The organism is Pseudomonas sp. NUPR-001 (assembly GCF_052147955.1).
Lineage (GTDB): Bacteria > Pseudomonadota > Gammaproteobacteria > Pseudomonadales > Pseudomonadaceae > Aquipseudomonas.
Map to the genome: position 1 here is coordinate 4,950,199 of NZ_CP197353.1, position 18,712 is coordinate 4,968,910.

The 18,712-nt window shown below is 60.2% G+C and carries 22 protein-coding genes and 1 tRNA gene; 2 read left to right on the forward strand and 21 right to left on the reverse strand.

All coding sequences use genetic code 11. From position 1 onward, the window contains the following. From ACP6KB_RS22655 to trmJ, 14 genes are all read right to left on the reverse strand, one after another. Nucleotides 1–1,041, reverse strand: coding sequence for a RodZ domain-containing protein (locus tag ACP6KB_RS22655; protein WP_442109490.1), 1,041 nt, complete (start codon nucleotides 1,039–1,041; stop codon nucleotides 1–3). Beyond that, entirely contained in the window at nucleotides 1,041–1,799 is a 759-nt protein-coding gene (gene pilW / locus ACP6KB_RS22660; RefSeq protein ID WP_442109492.1) for a type IV pilus biogenesis/stability protein PilW, read from the reverse strand. Before pilW ends, ACP6KB_RS22655 begins: the two co-directional genes overlap by 1 nt. 13 nt (nucleotides 1,800–1,812) lie before the next feature. Beyond that, nucleotides 1,813–2,958: a 23S rRNA (adenine(2503)-C(2))-methyltransferase RlmN gene (gene rlmN / locus ACP6KB_RS22665; protein WP_133216619.1), complete on the reverse strand. Its 1,146-nt coding sequence runs from the start codon at nucleotides 2,956–2,958 to the stop codon at nucleotides 1,813–1,815. Between the two features lie 28 nt (nucleotides 2,959–2,986). After that, nucleotides 2,987–3,412 (reverse strand): nucleoside-diphosphate kinase, encoded by a 426-nt coding sequence (gene ndk / locus ACP6KB_RS22670; protein WP_128322646.1) that lies wholly within the window; start codon nucleotides 3,410–3,412, stop codon nucleotides 2,987–2,989. Between the two features lie 91 nt (nucleotides 3,413–3,503). Further along, nucleotides 3,504–3,704, reverse strand: a complete 201-nt coding sequence (iscX, locus tag ACP6KB_RS22675) for a Fe-S cluster assembly protein IscX (RefSeq protein WP_028942766.1) — start codon at nucleotides 3,702–3,704, stop codon at nucleotides 3,504–3,506. A 12-nt stretch (nucleotides 3,705–3,716) separates the two neighbouring features. Next, a complete protein-coding gene (fdx, locus tag ACP6KB_RS22680; protein WP_442109495.1) occupies nucleotides 3,717–4,058 on the reverse strand; it encodes an ISC system 2Fe-2S type ferredoxin in 342 nt (113 codons plus the stop codon). A gap of 3 nt (nucleotides 4,059–4,061) precedes the next feature. Then, nucleotides 4,062–5,924, reverse strand: a complete 1,863-nt coding sequence (gene hscA / locus ACP6KB_RS22685) for a Fe-S protein assembly chaperone HscA (RefSeq protein ID WP_442109497.1) — start codon at nucleotides 5,922–5,924, stop codon at nucleotides 4,062–4,064. A 42-nt stretch (nucleotides 5,925–5,966) separates the two neighbouring features. Next, nucleotides 5,967–6,488, reverse strand: a complete 522-nt coding sequence (gene hscB, locus ACP6KB_RS22690) for a co-chaperone HscB (protein WP_442109499.1) — start codon at nucleotides 6,486–6,488, stop codon at nucleotides 5,967–5,969. 8 nt (nucleotides 6,489–6,496) lie between these two features. After that, nucleotides 6,497–6,820: an iron-sulfur cluster assembly protein IscA gene (iscA, locus tag ACP6KB_RS22695; protein WP_442109501.1), complete on the reverse strand. Its 324-nt coding sequence runs from the start codon at nucleotides 6,818–6,820 to the stop codon at nucleotides 6,497–6,499. 28 nt (nucleotides 6,821–6,848) lie between these two features. Next, nucleotides 6,849–7,235, reverse strand: a complete 387-nt coding sequence (iscU, locus tag ACP6KB_RS22700) for a Fe-S cluster assembly scaffold IscU (protein ID WP_002552476.1) — start codon at nucleotides 7,233–7,235, stop codon at nucleotides 6,849–6,851. 46 nt (nucleotides 7,236–7,281) lie between these two features. After that, nucleotides 7,282–8,496 (reverse strand): IscS subfamily cysteine desulfurase, encoded by a 1,215-nt coding sequence (locus tag ACP6KB_RS22705; protein WP_442109503.1) that lies wholly within the window; start codon nucleotides 8,494–8,496, stop codon nucleotides 7,282–7,284. A gap of 42 nt (nucleotides 8,497–8,538) precedes the next feature. Continuing rightward, entirely contained in the window at nucleotides 8,539–9,030 is a 492-nt protein-coding gene (iscR, locus tag ACP6KB_RS22710; protein ID WP_133216612.1) for a Fe-S cluster assembly transcriptional regulator IscR, read from the reverse strand. Between the two features lie 153 nt (nucleotides 9,031–9,183). After that, nucleotides 9,184–9,966 (reverse strand): serine O-acetyltransferase, encoded by a 783-nt coding sequence (gene cysE, locus ACP6KB_RS22715; protein WP_442109505.1) that lies wholly within the window; start codon nucleotides 9,964–9,966, stop codon nucleotides 9,184–9,186. Then, nucleotides 9,967–10,740, reverse strand: a complete 774-nt coding sequence (gene trmJ, locus ACP6KB_RS22720; protein WP_442109507.1) for a tRNA (cytosine(32)/uridine(32)-2'-O)-methyltransferase TrmJ — start codon at nucleotides 10,738–10,740, stop codon at nucleotides 9,967–9,969. Nucleotides 10,741–10,885: 145 nt separating this feature from the next. On the opposite strand from trmJ, the gene suhB reads away from it, so the two are divergent. Further along, the gene (gene suhB, locus ACP6KB_RS22725) at nucleotides 10,886–11,704 is read left to right on the forward strand and encodes a type III secretion system regulator SuhB (protein WP_442109509.1); all 819 of its coding nucleotides are present in this window, start codon (nucleotides 10,886–10,888) and stop codon (nucleotides 11,702–11,704) included. Between the two features lie 130 nt (nucleotides 11,705–11,834). Here suhB and ACP6KB_RS22730 read toward each other — a convergent pair whose 3' ends face one another. The 6 genes from ACP6KB_RS22730 to queA all read right to left on the reverse strand — a co-directional run bounded on the left by ACP6KB_RS22730 (nucleotide 11,835) and on the right by queA (nucleotide 17,916). Continuing rightward, nucleotides 11,835–12,383 (reverse strand): glycine zipper 2TM domain-containing protein, encoded by a 549-nt coding sequence (locus ACP6KB_RS22730; protein WP_442109511.1) that lies wholly within the window; start codon nucleotides 12,381–12,383, stop codon nucleotides 11,835–11,837. 120 nt (nucleotides 12,384–12,503) lie between these two features. Further along, complete coding sequence (secF, locus tag ACP6KB_RS22735) at nucleotides 12,504–13,415, reverse strand: protein translocase subunit SecF (protein WP_442109513.1); 912 nt, start codon at nucleotides 13,413–13,415, stop codon at nucleotides 12,504–12,506. A 9-nt stretch (nucleotides 13,416–13,424) separates the two neighbouring features. Next, a complete protein-coding gene (gene secD / locus ACP6KB_RS22740; protein WP_442109515.1) occupies nucleotides 13,425–15,290 on the reverse strand; it encodes a protein translocase subunit SecD in 1,866 nt (621 codons plus the stop codon). Between the two features lie 63 nt (nucleotides 15,291–15,353). Next, entirely contained in the window at nucleotides 15,354–15,689 is a 336-nt protein-coding gene (gene yajC / locus ACP6KB_RS22745) for a preprotein translocase subunit YajC (RefSeq protein WP_010223473.1), read from the reverse strand. Nucleotides 15,690–15,736: 47 nt separating this feature from the next. Next, entirely contained in the window at nucleotides 15,737–16,852 is a 1,116-nt protein-coding gene (gene tgt / locus ACP6KB_RS22750) for a tRNA guanosine(34) transglycosylase Tgt (RefSeq protein ID WP_442114364.1), read from the reverse strand. A gap of 14 nt (nucleotides 16,853–16,866) precedes the next feature. Beyond that, nucleotides 16,867–17,916, reverse strand: coding sequence for a tRNA preQ1(34) S-adenosylmethionine ribosyltransferase-isomerase QueA (queA, locus tag ACP6KB_RS22755; RefSeq protein ID WP_442109517.1), 1,050 nt, complete (start codon nucleotides 17,914–17,916; stop codon nucleotides 16,867–16,869). Between the two features lie 108 nt (nucleotides 17,917–18,024). Here queA and ACP6KB_RS22760 point away from each other — a divergent pair. After that, nucleotides 18,025–18,109, forward strand: a tRNA-Leu gene (locus ACP6KB_RS22760). Nucleotides 18,110–18,177: 68 nt separating this feature from the next. On the opposite strand, the gene sodC is transcribed toward ACP6KB_RS22760, so the two are convergent. Continuing rightward, complete coding sequence (gene sodC, locus ACP6KB_RS22765; RefSeq protein ID WP_442109519.1) at nucleotides 18,178–18,690, reverse strand: superoxide dismutase [Cu-Zn] SodC; 513 nt, start codon at nucleotides 18,688–18,690, stop codon at nucleotides 18,178–18,180. Between the last annotated feature and the right edge of the window lie 22 nt (nucleotides 18,691–18,712).

Below are 18,712 nucleotides of genomic sequence, written 5' to 3' on the forward strand. Positions count from 1 at the left end.
TTATTGTCCCAACTTCAGGCGAGCAGTCTCGCCACTGGTGAACGGCGCAACGTCAACAGGCTGGCCGTTGTAGCTGACCTGCGCACCCCGGGCAAAGCCCAGGCGTACTGCAAACGGCGGTTTGCCGGTCAGGTCCAGGCTGTCGCCCTTGCGCTTGATAGCGCTGAACAGCACCTTGCCGTTGCCGTCAGTGACCGAAGTCCAGCAATCGGCAGTGAATTGCACATGCAGCTTGGCACTGCCGGCTGGAGCCGGAGCCGATGCTACAGGGGCCGGGGTAGCGGCTGGGGTAGCAGCGGCGACCACCGGAGCGGCAGGCACGACCGGAGCAGGTGTTGGCGCTGGTGCTGGCACTGCGGCAACCGGTGCGACAGGCGCTACCGCGGTGGCTGCAGGTACGGCAGGAGCAACTGCAGTGCTCTCTGGCGCCTGTGGCGCAGGTGCGGTTTCAGCGGATTCCGTGGTCGCCGGGGCTGGATCCAGCGTCAGCGGTGTGGTCTGTGCTTGCTGCGCAGCGTTGACCGCCTGGTCTTCCGGCTCGTCCAGTGGATGGATCTGGGTGGTGCCGTCGGCGCTTTCGACCTCGACGTGCTCCAGGGCCATGTTGACCAGGTCTTTGCTGCGCTGGCTGCTTTGATCCTGCCACCAGAAGAAACCACCGCCGATCACCACGACCAACAGCAACAGGCTGACCACACGCAGAATATTGTGCGACAGACGTACCGGCTCTTCGATACGCCCCAGCGCGTGCACATCGCTGCCCTGGGCGTCGGTCCCCGTGCACTGGTCGAAGGCTTGCACCAGGACAGCCTGGTCCATATCCAGCAGTTTGGCGTAGGCGCGGATGTAGCCACGGGCAAAGGTGTGCCCTGGCAGCTTGTCGAAGGCGCCGGTTTCAAGGTTGTTCAGGGAACTCACGGTGAGGTTCAACTTGTGAGCCACTTCGGCCTGCGACCAGCCCCTGTTCTCTCGGGCCTGACGCAGAGTTTCACCTGGATTCTCGCGAGTCGCTGCTGCTACTTCGGGATGCGCCGCTTTCATCATTGCTCCGACAGGTATTGCTGATATTCCGGCGTACCGGGATAAAGTCGTTGTAATTGCAGGCCCAACTCCTTGGCCATGTTCCGTTCATCGAAGACGCTGGCCAGGCGACTGCCCAGCAACAAGCTGCGGGCACTGTGGTCGCTCAGCTGGCTGAAACGATCGTAGTAGTCTCGGGCCGGCACATAATGCCTGTCTTCGTAAGACAACTCAGCCATTTCCAGCAACGCGCGTGGTTGCTGCTGGTTGAGCCGTAACGCTTTTACCAGATACTCCTGGGCCTGATCGCGCTGACCAAGCCGCAAGGCCGTCAGGCCAAGGCTCTCGAATACCCGTGAACGCTCAGGATACAGGGTATCGGCTGCGGCTTGGGCAAACATCTGCTGCGCCAGCGCGTATTGCCCCTGAGCATAAAGGAAACTGCCGTAATTGTTACGGACTCGTGTGTCGTCCGGGCGACTGGCCAGGGCCTTTTGATAGTGCTTCTGGGCCAGCTCCGGCTCGTCTTCGGCCTGATACACCAAAGCCAGGGCACCGTTTGCAGCGGCGTCCTGGCTATCGAGATCAAGCGCCTTTTTCAGAGGCGCTTTGGCTTGTTCGGTCAAACCTTGTTGCAAATATCCCAACCCCAACTGAACGTAGGCCTGACCGGCCTGCGCTCGACCCTCGCGACTCGTCAGCGTGTCCGGACTCCCGCTGGACACGCAGCCTGCAAGCAGGGCGAGCGACAGGATCGACAGCGCGACGCGCAAGGTCATGGAGTTCCTCTCTTCAGTTGCGAACGGCGCTGTCTTGCAGGTCGCCGTCGGCGTTCAACTGACGCACGGCGATGTAGCGCTCGCTGCGGCGGGTGCGGTCCATCACCTGCCCAACCAACTGGCCACAGGCCGCATCGATGTCTTCACCACGGGTGGTGCGCACCGTCACGTTGTAGCCGGCATGATGCAAGTGGTCCTGGAAACGGCGGATGGCGTTGTTGCTCGGCCGCTCGTAACCGGAATGCGGGAACGGGTTGAACGGAATCAGGTTGATCTTGCACGGTACGTTCTTGAGCAGCTCGGCCATTTCCACGGCGTGTTCGAGCTTGTCGTTGACGTCCTTGAGCAAGGTGTACTCAATGGTCAGTACACGCTTTTCGCCCAGTTGCGACATGTAGTTCATGCACGCTTCGAGCAGAACCTTGAGCGGGTACTTTTTGTTGATCGGCACCAGTTCGTTGCGCAGCGCATCGTTCGGCGCGTGCAGCGACAGGGCCAGGGAGACGTCGATGTGCTTGGCCAGCTCTTCGATCATCGGGACCACGCCGGAGGTGGACAACGTCACCCGGCGCTTGGAAATACCGTAGCCGAGGTCGTCCATCATCAGGTGCATGGCGGCGACTACGTTGTCGAAGTTCAGCAGCGGCTCGCCCATGCCCATCATCACCACGTTGGTGATGGCACGGTCGATTTTTGCCGGTACGGTGCCGAACGACTTGTTGGCAATCCACACCTGGCCGATGACTTCGGCGGCGGTGAGGTTGCTATTGAAACCTTGCTTGCCGGTGGAGCAGAAACTGCAGTCCAGGGCGCAACCGGCCTGAGATGAGACACACAAGGTGCCACGCTTGCCCTGGGGGATGTACACGGTCTCGACGCAGCTGCCGGACGCCACACGCACGACCCACTTGCGGGTACCGTCGCTGGAGATGTCCTCGCTGACCACTTCCGGACCGCGAACCTCGGCAACTTCCTTGAGCTTTTCGCGCAAGGCCTTGCCGACGTTGGTCATGGCGTCGAAATCATCGACGCCAAAGTGGTGAATCCATTTCATTACCTGACCGGCACGGAAACGCTTCTCCCCGATTGAGTCGAAGAATTTTTCCATTTCCGGCTGGGTTAGCCCCAACAGGTTAGTTTTGCCAGTCGATGTCGTCATGGATTCACCCTCACCCGTAAGCTTTCGCTTAGCGAGTGGTTACCTCGGTAGCTGCGAAGAAGTAAGCGATTTCGCGAGCAGCAGCGGCTTCGGAGTCCGAACCGTGAACAGCGTTGGCGTCGATGGATTCAGCGAAGTCAGCGCGGATGGTGCCTGGAGCAGCTTCTTTAGGGTTGGTAGCGCCCATCAGCTCACGGTTCAGAGCGATAGCGTTTTCGCCTTCCAGAACCTGAACAACTACTGGACCGGAAGTCATGAAGGCAACCAGGTCGCCGAAGAAACCACGAGCGCTGTGCTCAGCGTAGAAGCCTTCAGCTTCGGCTTTGGACAGTTGCTTGATTTTCGAGGCAACGATTTTCAGGCCGGCGTCTTCGAAGCGAGTGGTGATCTTGCCGATCACGTTCTTGGCAACGGCGTCAGGCTTGATGATGGAGAAAGTACGTTGAACAGCCATGGTGAAACTCCAGAAACGTTGAGTGAAGCGAAAAATTAAACCCGCGAATTATACGCGGGTTCTGGGGGATTGCCTAACCTGCTGAGCGCGCTCAGTCGGCTTCTTCGATCCAGGCCGCCTGGATGGCTTCGAGAACCTTCTCGCCACCACGTTGCGGATCGTCACTGAATTCCGGCAAGGCCAGCACCCACTGGTGCAGATCGACGAAATTCACATAACGAGGATCGACTTCCGGCTTGCTTTCGGCAAGCTGAATTGCAATTTCAAGTACATCAACCCATTTCAGGCTCATGTCAGCTCCAGATCAATGCGGCGCTTCGGCGGCGTGGTTGAGGGAGTACTTGGGAATCTCGACGGTGATGTCTTCGGTCCCGACCTTGGCCTGGCAGGTCAGGCGCGAGGTAGGCTCCAGGCCCCAGGCGCGGTCGAGGTAGTCCTCTTCCAGCTCGTCGGCTTCGTTGAGCGAATTGAACCCTTCACGAATGACGCAGTGGCACGTGGTGCAGGCACAAACGCCGCCGCAGGCGCTTTCAATCTCGATATGGTTGTCGTGGGCCACTTCGAGAAGGGAGGTACCGGTCTCGGCCTCTACGACCATACCGTCCGGACAGAACTTCTCGTGGGGCAGAAAAATCACCTGCGGCATCAGTTATTCCTCGATCTCATTCAGGTTGCGCCCGGCCAACGCGGCTTTTACCGTCGAATCAAGGCGACGGGCGGCAAAGGCATCGGTCACCTGCGACAGACGCTTGGTCTGCTGCTCGATGGCGGCGCCATCGGTGCCGTTGATCAAATCACGCAAGTCTTGCATCTGTTGTTCTATGGCCAGACGCTCTTCGGCATCCAGCAGGCGCTCGCCATCGGCATCCAGCGCGCCTTGCACCGCTTCAAGCAGGCGCTCGGCATCCACTTGGTGCTCGCGCAACTGACGCGCCACCTTGTCGAAACCGGCATGCTCGAAAGAATCCTTGAGCATGCGGGCAATTTCGCCGTCGGTCAGGCCGTAGGAAGGCTTGACCTGGATGCTCGACTCGACGCCCGAGCCCAACTCCCGCGCCGAAACGCTGAGCAAGCCATCGGCGTCGACCTGGAACGTCACGCGAATTTTCGCCGCACCGGCCACCATCGCCGGAATGCCACGCAGTTCGAAGCGCGCCAGCGAGCGGCAGTCACTGATCAGTTCACGCTCACCTTGCAGCACGTGAATCATCATCGCCGACTGGCCGTCTTTGTAGGTGGTGAACTCCTGGGCACGGGCAACCGGGATGGTGGTGTTGCGCGGAATCACCTTCTCCATCAGCCCGCCCATGGTCTCCAGCCCCAGGGACAGCGGAATCACGTCCAGCAGCAGCAACTCGCCACCATCGCGGCGGTTACCGGCCAGGGTATCGGCCTGGATTGCAGCACCAATGGCAACCACCTGGTCCGGGTCGATATCCGTCAGCGGTTGACGACCGAACAGCTCACCAACAGCGCTGCGCACGCGGGGCACTCGGGTCGAACCACCGACCATCACCACCGCACTCACCTCTTCCAGCTCAATGCCGCTGTCGCGCACGGCGCGGCGGCAGGCTTTGAGGCTGCGGGCGATCATCGGCTCGATCAGCGCATCGAAGGCGGCACGAGTCAGCTCGGCTTGCCAACCTTCGTAGCTCACCGTCACAGCATCGGCGCCGGTCAGGGCTTCCTTGGCTGCACAAGCGGTTTCCAACAGGCGACGCTGAGCACTGGGGTCGAGGTCGGACGACAGCCCGGCGGACTGTACGATCCAGCTGGCGATGGCATGGTCGAAATCGTCGCCACCCAACGCGGTATCGCCACCGGTTGCCAGCACTTCGAACACACCGCCGGTCAGGCGCAGGATCGAAATATCAAACGTACCGCCACCCAGGTCATAGATGGCCACTACGCCTTCGGCGTTCTGGTCCAGACCGTAGGCCACTGCGGCCGCAGTCGGCTCATTGAGCAGGCGCAATACGTTCAGGCCAGCCAGACGCGCGGCATCTTTGGTGGCCTGACGCTGGGCGTCATCGAAATAGGCAGGCACTGTGATGACCGCACCGACCAGCTCGCCACCCAGGGTTTCTTCCGCACGCTGGCGCAAAACCTTGAGGATGTCAGCCGAGACTTCCACCGGGCTCTTCGGACCCTGGACGGTGTCGATGAACGGCATGTGCGACTCGCCGCCGACAAAGCGGTAAGGCAGTTGCTCACCCAGCTGCTTGACGTCGGCCAGACCACGACCCATAAAGCGCTTGACCGACAACACGGTATTGAGCGGATCGCTGGAAGCAGCATCGCGCGCCTGCTGACCGACATCGATGTGGTCAGCGTGATAGCGCACTGCCGAAGGCAGGATGACCCGACCTTGGGCGTCAGGCAGGGGCTCGCTACGGCCGCTGCGCAAGGCGGCAACCAGGGAGTTGGTGGTACCAAGGTCAATCCCCACCGCCAGGCGGCGCTGGTGCGGCTGAGGACTCTGACCGGGTTCGGCAATCTGCAGTAGGGCCATGCTTATCTGAATACCAGGGGCGCCGCCAACGGCAGCGCCGAGTTAATCGTCGAGGCGCTCTTCCAGCTGGCGCACTTCATAGGCGAGCTTGTCGAGAAACTGCATGCGGCGCATCAGGCGCTCGGCCTGTTCACGCTGCGCAGCATCATCCCAGCAGGCGGCGAAGTCCTCGTTGAGCGCTTCCTGAGCGGCCTTCAAGCGACGCTTGAAGGTGGCGACGCCATCGAGGTCGGCACTGTCCTGCAGGTCTTCGAGTTCTTCGCGCAATTGCATCTGCTGCAACAGGAACTCGGGATCGTGGACGGTGACTTCCTGCGGCACTTCATGACCGCCGATCGCCAACAGGTAGCGGGCACGCCGGGGCGCGCTCTTGAGAGTCTGGTAGGCCTCGTTCAGTGCAGCCGAACGCTCCAGCGCCAGGCGCTGTTCACGTTCGGAGGCATCGGCGAAGCGATCCGGATGGACCTCGCGGGCCAGCTCGCGGTAGCGAACGGCCAACTTGTCGAGGTCCAGGCGGAAGCCAGGTTGCAGGTCAAACAGGGCGAAATGACAAGGAGTACCCACGCGCAGCCTCAAACGTTGAAGCTTTCGCCGCAGCCACACTCACCGCGCACGTTGGGGTTGTTGAACTTGAAGCCTTCGTTCAACCCTTCCTTGACGAAATCCAGTTCGGTGCCGTCGAGGTACGTCAGGCTCTTCGGATCGATGATGACCCGCTGGCCGTGACTTTCGAAAACCTGGTCTTCGTCTGCCAGCTCATCGACGAATTCCAGCACATAGGCCAGGCCCGAGCAGCCGGTGGTGCGTACGCCAAGGCGAATACCCACGCCTTTGCCGCGTCCATCAAGGGAGCGCCGCACGTGGTTGGCGGCGGCTTCTGTCATGCTGATAGCCATCGAGACTCCTTACCTGCAACAGGCGAACTTAGAGCAAACCTTTCTTCTGCTTGTAATCGCGAACAGCCGCCTTGATGGCGTCTTCGGCGAGTACCGAGCAGTGGATCTTCACTGGCGGCAACGCCAGTTCTTCGGCCAGCTGGGTGTTCTTGATGGTTTCGGCTTCATCCAGCGTCTTGCCCTTCATCCACTCAGTGGCCAGGGAGCTCGAAGCGATGGCCGAACCACAGCCGTAGGTCTTGAACTTGGCGTCTTCGATGACACCCTGCTCATTGACCTTGATTTGCAGACGCATTACGTCGCCGCACGCAGGAGCGCCGACCATGCCGGTGCCGACATCCGGGTCTTCGGCATTCATCTTGCCGACGTTACGCGGGTTTTCGTAGTGGTCGATGACCTTTTCACTGTATGCCATGGTGCAATTCCTTCCTCATCAGAGAGCCGCTCTTGCCGGCGACTACTTAGTGCGCAGCCCACTCAATCTTGGAGATGTCGACGCCGTCTTTGTACATATCCCACAGCGGCGACAACTCGCGCAGCTTGGTCACGGCCTCGCAAACCTTCTGCGCGGCGTAGTCGATTTCTTCTTCGGTGGTGAAGCGACCGAAGGTAAAGCGGATCGAGCTGTGTGCCAGTTCGTCGTTGCGGCCCAGGGCGCGCAGCACGTAGGACGGCTCGAGCGAAGCCGAAGTACAGGCCGAGCCGGACGAAACGGCCAGGTCTTTGAGCGCCATGATCAGCGACTCGCCTTCGACGTAGTTGAAGCTCAGGTTCAGGTTGTGCGGGATACGCGCAGTCATGCTGCCGTTGATGTACAGCTCTTCCAGGCCTTCGACCTGCTTGTAGAAGCGGTCGCTCAGGGCCTTGATGCGCACGTTTTCGCTGGCCATCAGCTCTTTGGCAATGGCGAACGCTTCACCCATGCCAACGATCTGGTGAGTTGCCAGGGTGCCCGAACGCATGCCGCGCTCGTGACCGCCGCCGTGCATGGTGGCTTCCAGGCGCACACGAGGTTTGCGGCTGACGTACAGCGCGCCGATACCTTTAGGGCCGTAGGTTTTGTGAGCGGAGAACGACATCAGGTCGACTTTCAGCTTTTGCAGGTCGATTTCAACCTTGCCGGTCGACTGCGCGGCGTCAACGTGGAACATGACACCGCGTGCGCGAGTCAGCTCGCCGATAGCGGCGATGTCGTTGATAGTGCCGATTTCGTTGTTGACGTGCATGATCGACACCAGAATGGTGTCATCACGCAGGGCAGCTTCGATCATGGCCGGGGTGATCAGACCATCGGCGCCTGGCTCGATGTAGGTCACTTCGAAGCCTTCACGCTCCAGCTGGCGCGTGCTGTCCAGGACAGCCTTGTGCTCGATCTTGGAGGTGATCAGGTGCTTGCCCTTGGTGCCGTAGAAGTGCGCGACGCCCTTGATTGCCAGGTTGTCGGATTCAGTGGCACCACTGGTCCAGACAATTTCCCGCGGGTCGGCGTTGACCAGGTCAGCGACCTGGCGGCGGGCGTTCTCGACCGCTTCTTCGGCCTTCCAGCCAAAGACGTGGGAGCGCGACGCCGGGTTACCGAAGTTTCCGTCGACCAACAGGCAGTCGCTCATTTTTTGAGCAACGCGAGGGTCGACCGGTGTGGTCGCGGAGTAATCGAGGTAGATCGGCAACTTCATTGAATATCTCCTATCAGGCGGTCGCGTCGCGCGTCGAAACGGTCATTCGACGGCGGACGTCTCAATCTTGTCCAGCTGCGGTGCCCGGCCTGCGATACGACGCAGGTCCTGACGCTGGGCGACTTCTTGTACTTCACGGCGAGTAACAAGGTCAGCCAGGCTGATGCCGCTGAGAAACTCGTGAATCTGCTGGCTCAGGTCACACCACAAGTGGTGTGTCAGGCAGGTATCGCCGGAATGGCAATCACCCAGCCCCTGGCAGCGTGTTGCGTCGACCGATTCATTAACCGCGTCGATGACCTGGGCAACCTGAATGCTCTCCATGCTTCGCGATAGCTGATAGCCACCGCCAGGGCCGCGCACACTGGAAACCAGGCTGCTGCGGCGCAGCTTTGCAAATAGCTGCTCCAGATAAGATAGGGAGATGCCTTGGCGTTCGGAAATGTCGGCCAGAGACACCGGCCCATGCTGCGCGTGCAACGCCAGGTCGAGCATGGCGGTCACGGCGTATCGGCCTTTTGTAGTCAGTCGCATGGCTAGTAGGTACCACGGGGTTTCAGGATGGGAGCGAGTATGCTATTCCCGAGCATTTAAGTCAACTATAAGACCTAGTGCTTTAGTCGGGTTTACCGTTGGACGGCGGCCGAATGATAGCAAACTAAGGGGCGTCTGCGCACGCCCCATCTGTCAATGCGTCGAGGCGTCGCTTCGGGCCTGATCCTTGATCTGGGCAAAGTCCTCTTCGCGCAATGCCGGCAGGTCCTTGGCGCAGTAGTCACTGCCAAGGTTCTTCAGCGCTCCGCACATACCTTCAAGACGCCCATCGACCGCCTGCAAGTGGTCGAGCAACTGACCAATGGCGCGCGCTACCGGGTCCGGCATGTCCTCACTCACCCCGTAGGCGTCAAAACCGATCTTCTCCGCCATCGCCTTACGCTTGGCTTCAACCTCGGCGTCGGTCTTGATGATGATCCGCCCTGGAATGCCAACTGCCGTAGCACCCGCCGGCACCGCCTTGGTGACCACAGCGTTAGAGCCTATCTTGGCACCGGCGCCGACAGTGAATGGCCCCAGCACCTTGGCCCCAGCCCCCACCACCACGCCATCTTCCAGGGTCGGGTGACGCTTGCCTTTATTCCAGCTGGTACCGCCCAGGGTCACCCCTTGGTACAAGGTGACATCATCACCGATCTCGGCGGTTTCACCGATCACAATGCCCATGCCGTGGTCGATGAAAAAGCGCCGCCCGACCTTGGCCCCCGGGTGAATCTCGATACCGGTCATCCAGCGTCCGAAGTTCGATACCAGTCGCGCCAGCCATTTCCAGTCACGCTTCCACAGCGCATGCGCAGCCCGATGCAGCCAGATCGCATGCATGCCCGGGTAACAGGTCAGCACTTCAAAGGCATTGCGCGCCGCCGGGTCACGGTGGAAAACGCTCTGAATATCTTCATGCAGACGCTCGAACATTTACTGATCCTTGCGCTTATGCGGCTCGCCACGGGCCACTTTCTGGGTCTCCGTGAGAATGCCGCGCAAAATACTCATTTCCGAACGATTGACCGAGCTACGCCCATACAAGCGACGCAGGCGCGGCATCAAGTGCTTGGGCTTCTCCGGGTCGAGAAAGCCGATATCGACCAAAGTCTTTTCCAGGTGCTGATAGAACAGCTCCATCTCATCCATGGTCGCCAGCTCGCTACTGCGCACCGACGTCACTTCGAATTTCTCGACCTTTGAAGGCTGGCCCTCGGCGGCCAACCAAGCCATGCGCACTTCGTAGGCCAGCACCTGCACGGCAGCCGCCAGATTCAACGAACTGAAATCCGGGTTGGACGGGATATGCACATGGAAGTGGCAACGCTGCAGCTCTTCGTTGGTCAGACCGGCGTACTCACGGCCGAACACCAAGGCAATTTCCTCGCCTTGGGCAGCGTGCTCGATAACCTTGCTACCGCATTCGCGCGGATCGACCAACGGCCAGGGGATGCGCCGCTCGCGGGCACTGGTGCCGAACACCAGGTTGCAACCGACCAGCGCCTCTTCCAAGGTGGCGACCACCTGCACACCGGCAAGCACATCATCGGCACCCGACGCACGGGCATCGGCCTCGTGGGACGGGAAGTCCAGCGGATCGACCAGCACCAGGCGCGACAAGCCCATGTTTTTCATGGCACGCGCAGCGCCGCCGATATTGCCGGGGTGGCTGGTATTAACCAGAACAACACGAATATTTTGCAGCAAGGCGAGCGCTCACAGACACGGGATAGAAGGCGTAAATCTTACAGAACCGACCGACTTTACGCTACGAAAGCAAATGCCACCCTTCTTCGCGCAAAGTTTTCTGCTAGAATGTCCGGCTTTCTTTAACGACCCAGGTGAAACGTCCATGCAGCCTATGCTGAATATCGCGCTGCGCGCCGCCCGCAGCGCCAGTGAATTGATTTTCCGCTCCATCGAGCGCTTGGATACCATCAAGGTTGATGAAAAAGACGCCAAGGATTACGTCTCGGAAGTCGATCGCGCCGCAGAGCAAAGCATCATCAATGCCCTGCGCAAGGCCTACCCGAACCACACCATCCGTGGCGAAGAAACCGGCCTGCACGCTGGCAGCGGCGAAGAAGGCAAGGACTACGAGTGGATCATCGACCCACTGGACGGCACCACCAACTTCCTGCGCGGCGTTCCGCACTTCGCAGTCAGCATCGCCTGCAAATACCGTGGCCGCCTTGAGCACGCCGTGGTACTGGACCCTGTCCGCCAGGAAGAATTCACCGCCAGCCGTGGCCGTGGCGCGCAACTGAACGGTCGTCGCCTGCGCGTCAGCCCACGCACCAGCCTGGAAGGCGCACTGCTGGGTACCGGCTTCCCGTTCCGCGACAACCAAATGGCCGACCTGGACAACTACCTGGGCATGTTCCGCGCCCTGGTTGGCCAGACCGCCGGCATCCGCCGCGCCGGCGCTGCCAGCCTCGACCTGGCCTATGTTGCCGCTGGTCGTTTCGACGCCTTCTGGGAGTCGGGCCTGTCGGAGTGGGACATGGCAGCAGGCACCCTGCTGATCCAGGAAGCAGGCGGCCTGGTTAGCGACTTCACCGGCGGCCACGACTTCCTTGAGAAGGGCCACATCGTTGCCGGTAACACCAAGTGCTTCAAAGCTGTGCTGACTGCTATCCAGCCGCACCTGCCAGCCTCGATCAAGCGTTAAACCTCGATCGAGCACAAAAAAAGCACCCCTCGGGGTGCTTTTTTTGTGCCTGTTGTAGGAGCGGGCTTGCCCCGCGAAGCGATCAGTCTGACGTACCGCAATCGCGGGGCAAGCCCGCTCCCACAAGCCGTTATTGGCCTGGCTGTGCCTCGCTGAGGATCAGCTTGCCTTCTTTATCCAATGGGATCTGCGCGCCCGGGTCGCGATCCATGCGGACCTGCCCGACCTTGTCGCCAATCGAATACTTGACGTCATAGCCCACCACCTTCTCGCTCAGGTCGTTGACCGTGTTGCAGCGCGTTTGCGTTGTGGTGTAGGTATCACGCTCCTGCATACCTTCCTGCACTTTGTTACCGGCATAACCACCACCGACAGCACCGGCCACCGTGGCGATCTTTTTACCGGTACCACCACCAATCTGGTTACCCAGCAAACCACCCGCCACAGCACCCAATACGGTACCGGCAATCTGATGCTGGTCCTTGACGGGCGCCTGACGCGTCACCGTTACGTCCTTGCACACTTCGCGCGGCGTTTTGACGGTCTGCTTGACCGGTTGCACCGCCATTACCTCAGCGTACTCCGGCCCACTCTTGACCAGGTTGTAGGTAGCTACAGCACCTCCGGCAGTCACACCGACAGCCCCCAGAACCGCACCCACCAGCATTGACTTGTTCACGTGAACCTCCTGATCGTACCTGCAGGACATTGCCCGCCTTCTCCCTGCCTTGGAGCATAAAAAAAGGCGCGAGTTCAATACTCGCGCCTTCTTGTACGACCAGCTGTGTGGGAAAAGTCCTTACGGACGATCATCCACCCCTTCAGCCTTGGCTGGAGGAATCAGGTCTTCACTGGTCAGATTCAGCCAGATCAGCACCACGTTAGCGATGTAGATCGACGAGTAGGTACCCGCCATAACACCGATGAACAGTGCCAGCGAGAAGCCCCACAGGTTGTCGCCACCAAAGAACAGCAGCGCAGCAATGGCCAGCAAGGTCGACACCGAGGTCGCCACGGTACGCAGCAAGGTCTGGGTGGTCGAAATGTTGATGTTCTCGATCAGCGACGCCTTGCGCAGAACCCGGAAGTTCTCACGCACTCGGTCGAATACCACGATGGTGTCGTTGAGCGAGTAACCGATAATCGCCAACACCGCCGCCAGTACTGTCAGGTCGAAGGTGATCTGGAAGAACGACAGGATACCCATGGTCACGACCACGTCGTGGATCAGCGACAGGATCGCACCCAGGGCGAACTTCCACTGAAAGCGGAACGCCAGGTAGATCATGATGCCGCCCAGGGCCAGCAACATGCCCAGGCCACCCTGGTCACGCAGCTCTTCACCCACCTGCGGACCCACGAACTCGACGCGCTTGACCACTGCCGGGTTATCACCGCTGACTTTCTGCAGCGCTTCAGCAACACGGTTACCCAGCATCGGGTCATCACCCGGCATCCGCACCAGCAGGTCAGTGGTGGCGCCGAAGCTCTGCACCACTGCATCCTGGAAGCCGGCCTTGACCAGCTCTTCGCGCACCTGCCCGAGGTTGGCCGGACGCTCGTAGGTCAGCTCGATGAGCGTACCGCCGGTAAAGTCCAGGCCGAAGTTGAGCCCTTTGTAGAACCAGCTGAACAGCGCCAGTACGGTAAGAAGCAGGGTGACGCCGAACGCAACGTTGCGCACACCCATGAAGTTAATGGTACGTAACATGGCAGCCCCTTAAACCCACAGCTTCTTGATATCACGCCCACCGCAGGTCAGGTTGACCATTGCACGGGTCACCATAACGGCCGTGAACATCGAGGTGAAAATCCCGAGGGACATGGTTACCGCGAAGCCCTTGACCGGGCCAGTGCCCATGGCAAAGAGAATACCGCCGACCAGCAATGTGGTCAGGTTGGCATCGACAATCGCGGTATAGGCACGGTTGAAGCCTTCGTGGATGGCGCGCTGCACCGACATGCCATTGGCCAGCTCTTCGCGAATCCGCGAGAAGATCAGCACGTTGGCGTCGACCGCCATACCCATGGTCAACACGATACCGGCGATACCCGGCAGGGTCAGGGTTGCCCCCAGCAGCGACATCAACGCCAGCAGCATGACCATGTTACCGGCCAGGGCGATGGTGGCGATCAGGCCAAAGAAGCGGTAGATCGCCATGATGAACAGCGATACGAACAGCATGCCCCACAGGGATGCATCGATACCCTTGGTAATGTTGTCAGCACCCAGGCTCGGGCCGATGGTACGTTCTTCAGCGAAGTACATCGGTGCGGCCAGGCCACCCGCACGCAGCAGCAGGGCCAGCTCGGAGGATTCGCCCTGACCGTTGAGGCCAGTGATACGGAACTGGCTGCCCAGCGGCGACTGAATGGTCGCCAGGCTGATGATCTTCTTCTCTTCGGTGAAGGTCTGGACGGCGACGTCTTTTTCTACGCCATCGACCATCTGCTTCACATAGCGCGTGGTTGGACGCTGCTCGATGAAGATCACCGCCATGCTGCGACCGACGTTACTGCGCGTTGCGCGGTTCATCAGTTCGCCACCATGACCATCCAGACGGATGTTCACTTGCGGACGGCCTTGTTCGTCGAAGCTGGCTTGCGCGTCGGTTACCTGGTCACCGGTGATGATCAGGCCACGCTCGACCGCAGCCGAACGCCCACCCTCACGGAACTCGAAGGTTTCGGTGGTCGCTTTCGAGGCACCCGGCTCAGCCCCCAGACGGAACTCCAGGTTGGCGGTTTTACCGAGAATACGCTTGGCTTCGGCGGTGTCTTGCACGCCTGGCAGCTCGACCACGATACGGTTGGCGCCCTGGCGCTGTACCAGCGGCTCGGCAACACCCAGCTCGTTGACCCGGTTACGTACCGTGGTCAAGTTCTGCTTGATCGAGTATTCACGGATTTCCGCGACCTTGGCCGGGGTAATCGCCAGACGCAGCACCGACAGGCCATTACGCTCGGTGGTGGTCAGCTCGAAATCATTGAAATTCTTGCGGATCAGGCTACGCGCCTGTTCGCGGGCTGCATCATCGGCGAAGCCCAGCTGGATACCGCCATCTTGTTGCGGCAGGCTGCGGTAGCGAACACGCTCCTTGCGCAGCAGGCTTTTGACTTCACCTTCATAGACTTTCAGACGGGCCACCATGGCCTTGTCCATGTCTACTTCAAGCAAAAAGTGCACACCACCGGACAGGTCCAGACCCAGCTTCATCGGGCTTGCACCCAGATTACGCAGCCATTGCGGAGTGGTTGGGGCCAGGTTCAGCGCAACTACATAGTCATCGCCCAGTGCCTTGCGCACAACATCCTTGGCTGGAAGTTGGTCTTCCTGGTTGGTCAGGCGCAGCAGTGCACCCCTGCCCTTCTCGCCCAGGCTCGCGGCCTTGACCTTGATACCGGCATCGACGAGCGCTTTGCTTGCGCGATCCAGATCTGCCTGAGTGACCTGCAGCGCCGTACTGGCACCGCTGACCTGGACGGCCGGATCATCAGGGTAGAGGTTGGGAGCGGAATAAATAAAACCGATCGCCAGTACCACCAGGATCAGTGCGTATTTCCACAGAGGGTATTTGTTCAGCATCACGCCGCCCGTTCAAGACGCGGGGCGCCTTGCGCGCCCCGTCGATTGGTAAAAAACTGAAACTTAGATCGCTTTGAGCGTACCTTTTGGCAGGGTCGCGGCAACGGCGCCCTTCTGGAACTTCAGTTCAACATTGTCGGAAACTTCCAGCACTACGAAGTCATCGGCAACTTTGACGATCTTGCCAGCGATACCGCCGTTAGTGACAACTTCATCACCTTTTTGCAGGTTGCTCAGCAGGTTCTTCTGCTCTTTGGCACGTTTGGCCTGTGGGCGCCAGATCATCAGGTAGAAGATAACCAGGAAGCCAACCAGGAAAATCCACTCAAAACCGGTTCCGGCTGGGCCGGCGGCAGGGGCAGCGGCGTCCGCGTAAGCGGCGGGGATCAGAAAGCTCATTTAGCACTCCAGTTGCAAGTCAGTACTTGTTAGGGATCGACAGAACATCAGTCCAAGGGCGGCACAGGAAGCCCGCGCTTGGCGTAAAAGGCATCGACAAAGGCGGCCAATGTACCTTGTTGAATAGCCTCGCGTAAACCAGCCATCAATCGCTGGTAATGGCGCAAGTTATGGATGGTATTCAACATACTGCCCAACATTTCGCCGCACTTGTCCAAGTGATGCAGATAAGCACGGGAGAAGTTCTGGCAGGTGTAGCAGTCACAGGTCGGATCCAGTGGCGAATCATCATGGCGATGGAACGCGTTACGGATTTTCAGCACGCCGGTATCAACGAACAGATGGCCGTTGCGCGCATTGCGCGTAGGCATCACGCAGTCAAACATGTCGACGCCGCGGCGCACACCCTCAACGAGATCTTCCGGCTTGCCTACCCCCATAAGGTAACGAGGTTTGTCAGCAGGCATTTGGGCCGGCAGGTAATCCAGCACTTTGATCATTTCGTGCTTGGGTTCACCCACCGACAAGCCGCCAATGGCCAGGCCATCGAAGCCAATCTTGTCCAGCCCCTCAAGCGAGCGCATGCGCAGGTTCTGGTGCATGCCGCCCTGAACAATCCCGAACAACGCCGCCGTGTTGTCACCGTGGGCGTTCTTCGAACGCTGAGCCCAGCGCAGCGACAGCTCCATGGAGATGCGCGCGACATCTTCATCGGCCGGGTACGGGGTGCATTCGTCGAAGATCATCACCACGTCGGAGCCCAGGTCACGCTGTACCTGCATCGACTCTTCCGGGCCCATGAACACTTTCGAGCCATCCACCGGCGAGGCGAAGGTCACACCTTCTTCCTTGATCTTGCGCATGGCGCCCAGGCTGAACACCTGGAAACCGCCGGAGTCGGTGAGGATCGGGCCTTGCCACTTCATGAAATCGTGCAGGTCGCCGTGGGCCTTGATCACCTCGGTACCCGGGCGCAGCCACAGGTGGAAGGTGTTACCGAGGATCATGTGCGCGCCGATAGCCTCGATATCCCGAGGCAGCATGCCCTTGACCGTGCCATAGGTACCCACCGGCATGAACGCCGGGGTTTCGACCACGCCACGGGGGAACGTCAGGCGGCCGCGACGGGCCTTGCCGTCGGTGGCCAGCAATTCGAAGGACATACGACAGGTGCGACTCATGCTTGATCCTCGGGGCCGCGCGGCGCCGGATTGCGGGTGATGAACATGGCATCACCGTAACTGAAGAAGCGGTACCCGTGCTCGACCGCCGCCGCATAGGCAGCCATGGTCTCGGGGTAACCGGCGAAGGCTGAAACCAGCATCAACAGCGTGGATTCAGGCAAATGGAAGTTGGTGACCAGCGCATCGACCACATGGAACGGCCGGCCTGGGAAGATAAAGATGTCGGTATCACCGCTGAACGCCTTGAGCACACCATCGCGGGCTGCGCTTTCCAGCGAACGCACGCTGGTGGTACCGACCGCAATCACCCGCCCGCCACGGGCACGGCAGGCTGCCACGGCATCCACCACATCCTGGCCGACTTCCAGCCACTCTTTATGCATGTGGTGATCTTCGATGCGCTCGACCCGCACCGGCTGGAACGTACCCGCGCCAACGTGCAAGGTAACAAAGGCGGTTTCCACGCCCTTGGCGGCGATTTTGGCCAACAGCTCTTCATCGAAGTGCAGCCCGGCGGTAGGCGCGGCGACCGCACCGGCGCGCTCGGCATACACGGTTTGGTAACGCTCGCGGTCGGCGCCCTCATCGGGGCGGTCGATATAAGGCGGCAGCGGCATGTGCCCGACACGGTCGAGCAGCGGCAGCACTTCTTCGTTAAAGCGCAGCTCGAACAACGCATCGTGACGGGCCACCATCTCGGCCTCGCCACCACCGTCGACAAGAATCTGCGTACCGGGCTTGGGCGACTTGCTGGAACGCACATGCGCCAGCACGCGATGACTGTCCAGTACCCGCTCGACCAGAATTTCCAGCTTGCCGCCGCTGGCCTTCTGGCCAAACAGCCGCGCCGGAATCACCCGGGTATTGTTGAACACCATCAGATCGCCCGGACGCAGGTGCTCGAGCAAATCGGTGAACTGGCGATGAGCCAGCGCCCCGCTTGGCCCGTCGAGGGTCAACAGACGGCTGCTGTGGCGCTGCGCCAGCGGATGGCGAGCAATCAGAGAATCAGGGAGCTCAAAGGCAAAATCAGCGACGCGCATGATGGTGTTCGGTTTGACAGGGCCGCAAAGTTTAGCCGAAAAGACAAAAATTCACCATGAAACGTGATTGACCAACGGTAGGCACCTCTCTATACTTCGCCGCCACAAGCCCTGATGGCGGAATTGGTAGACGCGGCGGATTCAAAATCCGTTTTCGAAAGGAGTGGGAGTTCGAGTCTCCCTCGGGGCACCAAACGCTAAAAAAGCCGACTGAAAAGTCGGCTTTTTTTATGCCTGCGATTTGTCCGAAACCCTGCCCCGTTATCGCACCACACCACACGCCACACGCGCCCCGCCGCCGCCCAGCGCCATCGGGTGGTCGCTGTGGTTATCGCCACCGGCATGCACCATCAGCGCGTGCCCGGCGAACTCCGCAACCTTCAGGCGCGGCGCCAGTACGGGATACGTCGCGGTGCCCTGCGCACTGACATACAGCGCGGGCAGGTCGCCTTTATGCCCGGCATCGTCGTAAGGCCCCTTGTGGCTGTTGGTGGCCCCCGGGTCCCAATGCCCGCCCGCAGCACCAGCCGGCAGCGGTTTGCCATCGACCATCGTGGCGTCGCAAGACGGCTTCTCATGCAAATGAAAGCCATGCACACCTGGTGGCAGGTCGCGAAGGTCAGGGGTCAGCAGCGTCCCGTAGGACACCTGCTTCAAGGTAATCATGCCGATCGGTTTGGCAGTACCGTCCGTGCCCACCAAAGCCATCTCCACCGTCTGCGCCTGGGCTACAGCCGCGGCGCTGAGGAGTGCGCCAAACAAGAATACTTTCATCGTGTTGCTCCATGGTTTTCAG

What these genes read in the sequence shown, in the direction of transcription:
- ACP6KB_RS22655 (WP_442109490.1), bottom strand. Translation starts at nt 1,041, where the DNA reads ATGAAAGCGGCGCATCCCGAAGTAGCAGCAGCGACTCGCGAGAATCCA.
- pilW (WP_442109492.1), bottom strand. Translation starts at nt 1,799, where the DNA reads ATGACCTTGCGCGTCGCGCTGTCGATCCTGTCGCTCGCCCTGCTTGCA.
- rlmN (WP_133216619.1), bottom strand. Translation starts at nt 2,958, where the DNA reads ATGACGACATCGACTGGCAAAACTAACCTGTTGGGGCTAACCCAGCCG.
- ndk (WP_128322646.1), bottom strand. Translation starts at nt 3,412, where the DNA reads ATGGCTGTTCAACGTACTTTCTCCATCATCAAGCCTGACGCCGTTGCC.
- iscX (WP_028942766.1), bottom strand. Translation starts at nt 3,704, where the DNA reads ATGAGCCTGAAATGGGTTGATGTACTTGAAATTGCAATTCAGCTTGCC.
- fdx (WP_442109495.1), bottom strand. Translation starts at nt 4,058, where the DNA reads ATGCCGCAGGTGATTTTTCTGCCCCACGAGAAGTTCTGTCCGGACGGT.
- hscA (WP_442109497.1), bottom strand. Translation starts at nt 5,924, where the DNA reads ATGGCCCTACTGCAGATTGCCGAACCCGGTCAGAGTCCTCAGCCGCAC.
- iscA (WP_442109501.1), bottom strand. Translation starts at nt 6,820, where the DNA reads ATGGCTATCAGCATGACAGAAGCCGCCGCCAACCACGTGCGGCGCTCC.
- iscU (WP_002552476.1), bottom strand. Translation starts at nt 7,235, where the DNA reads ATGGCATACAGTGAAAAGGTCATCGACCACTACGAAAACCCGCGTAAC.
- ACP6KB_RS22705 (WP_442109503.1), bottom strand. Translation starts at nt 8,496, where the DNA reads ATGAAGTTGCCGATCTACCTCGATTACTCCGCGACCACACCGGTCGAC.
- iscR (WP_133216612.1), bottom strand. Translation starts at nt 9,030, where the DNA reads ATGCGACTGACTACAAAAGGCCGATACGCCGTGACCGCCATGCTCGAC.
- cysE (WP_442109505.1), bottom strand. Translation starts at nt 9,966, where the DNA reads ATGTTCGAGCGTCTGCATGAAGATATTCAGAGCGTTTTCCACCGTGAC.
- suhB (WP_442109509.1), top strand. Translation starts at nt 10,886, where the DNA reads ATGCAGCCTATGCTGAATATCGCGCTGCGCGCCGCCCGCAGCGCCAGT.
- secF (WP_442109513.1), bottom strand. Translation starts at nt 13,415, where the DNA reads ATGTTACGTACCATTAACTTCATGGGTGTGCGCAACGTTGCGTTCGGC.
- secD (WP_442109515.1), bottom strand. Translation starts at nt 15,290, where the DNA reads ATGCTGAACAAATACCCTCTGTGGAAATACGCACTGATCCTGGTGGTA.
- yajC (WP_010223473.1), bottom strand. Translation starts at nt 15,689, where the DNA reads ATGAGCTTTCTGATCCCCGCCGCTTACGCGGACGCCGCTGCCCCTGCC.
- tgt (WP_442114364.1), bottom strand. Translation starts at nt 16,852, where the DNA reads ATGTCCTTCGAATTGCTGGCCACCGACGGCAAGGCCCGTCGCGGCCGC.
- queA (WP_442109517.1), bottom strand. Translation starts at nt 17,916, where the DNA reads ATGCGCGTCGCTGATTTTGCCTTTGAGCTCCCTGATTCTCTGATTGCT.
- sodC (WP_442109519.1), bottom strand. Translation starts at nt 18,690, where the DNA reads ATGAAAGTATTCTTGTTTGGCGCACTCCTCAGCGCCGCGGCTGTAGCC.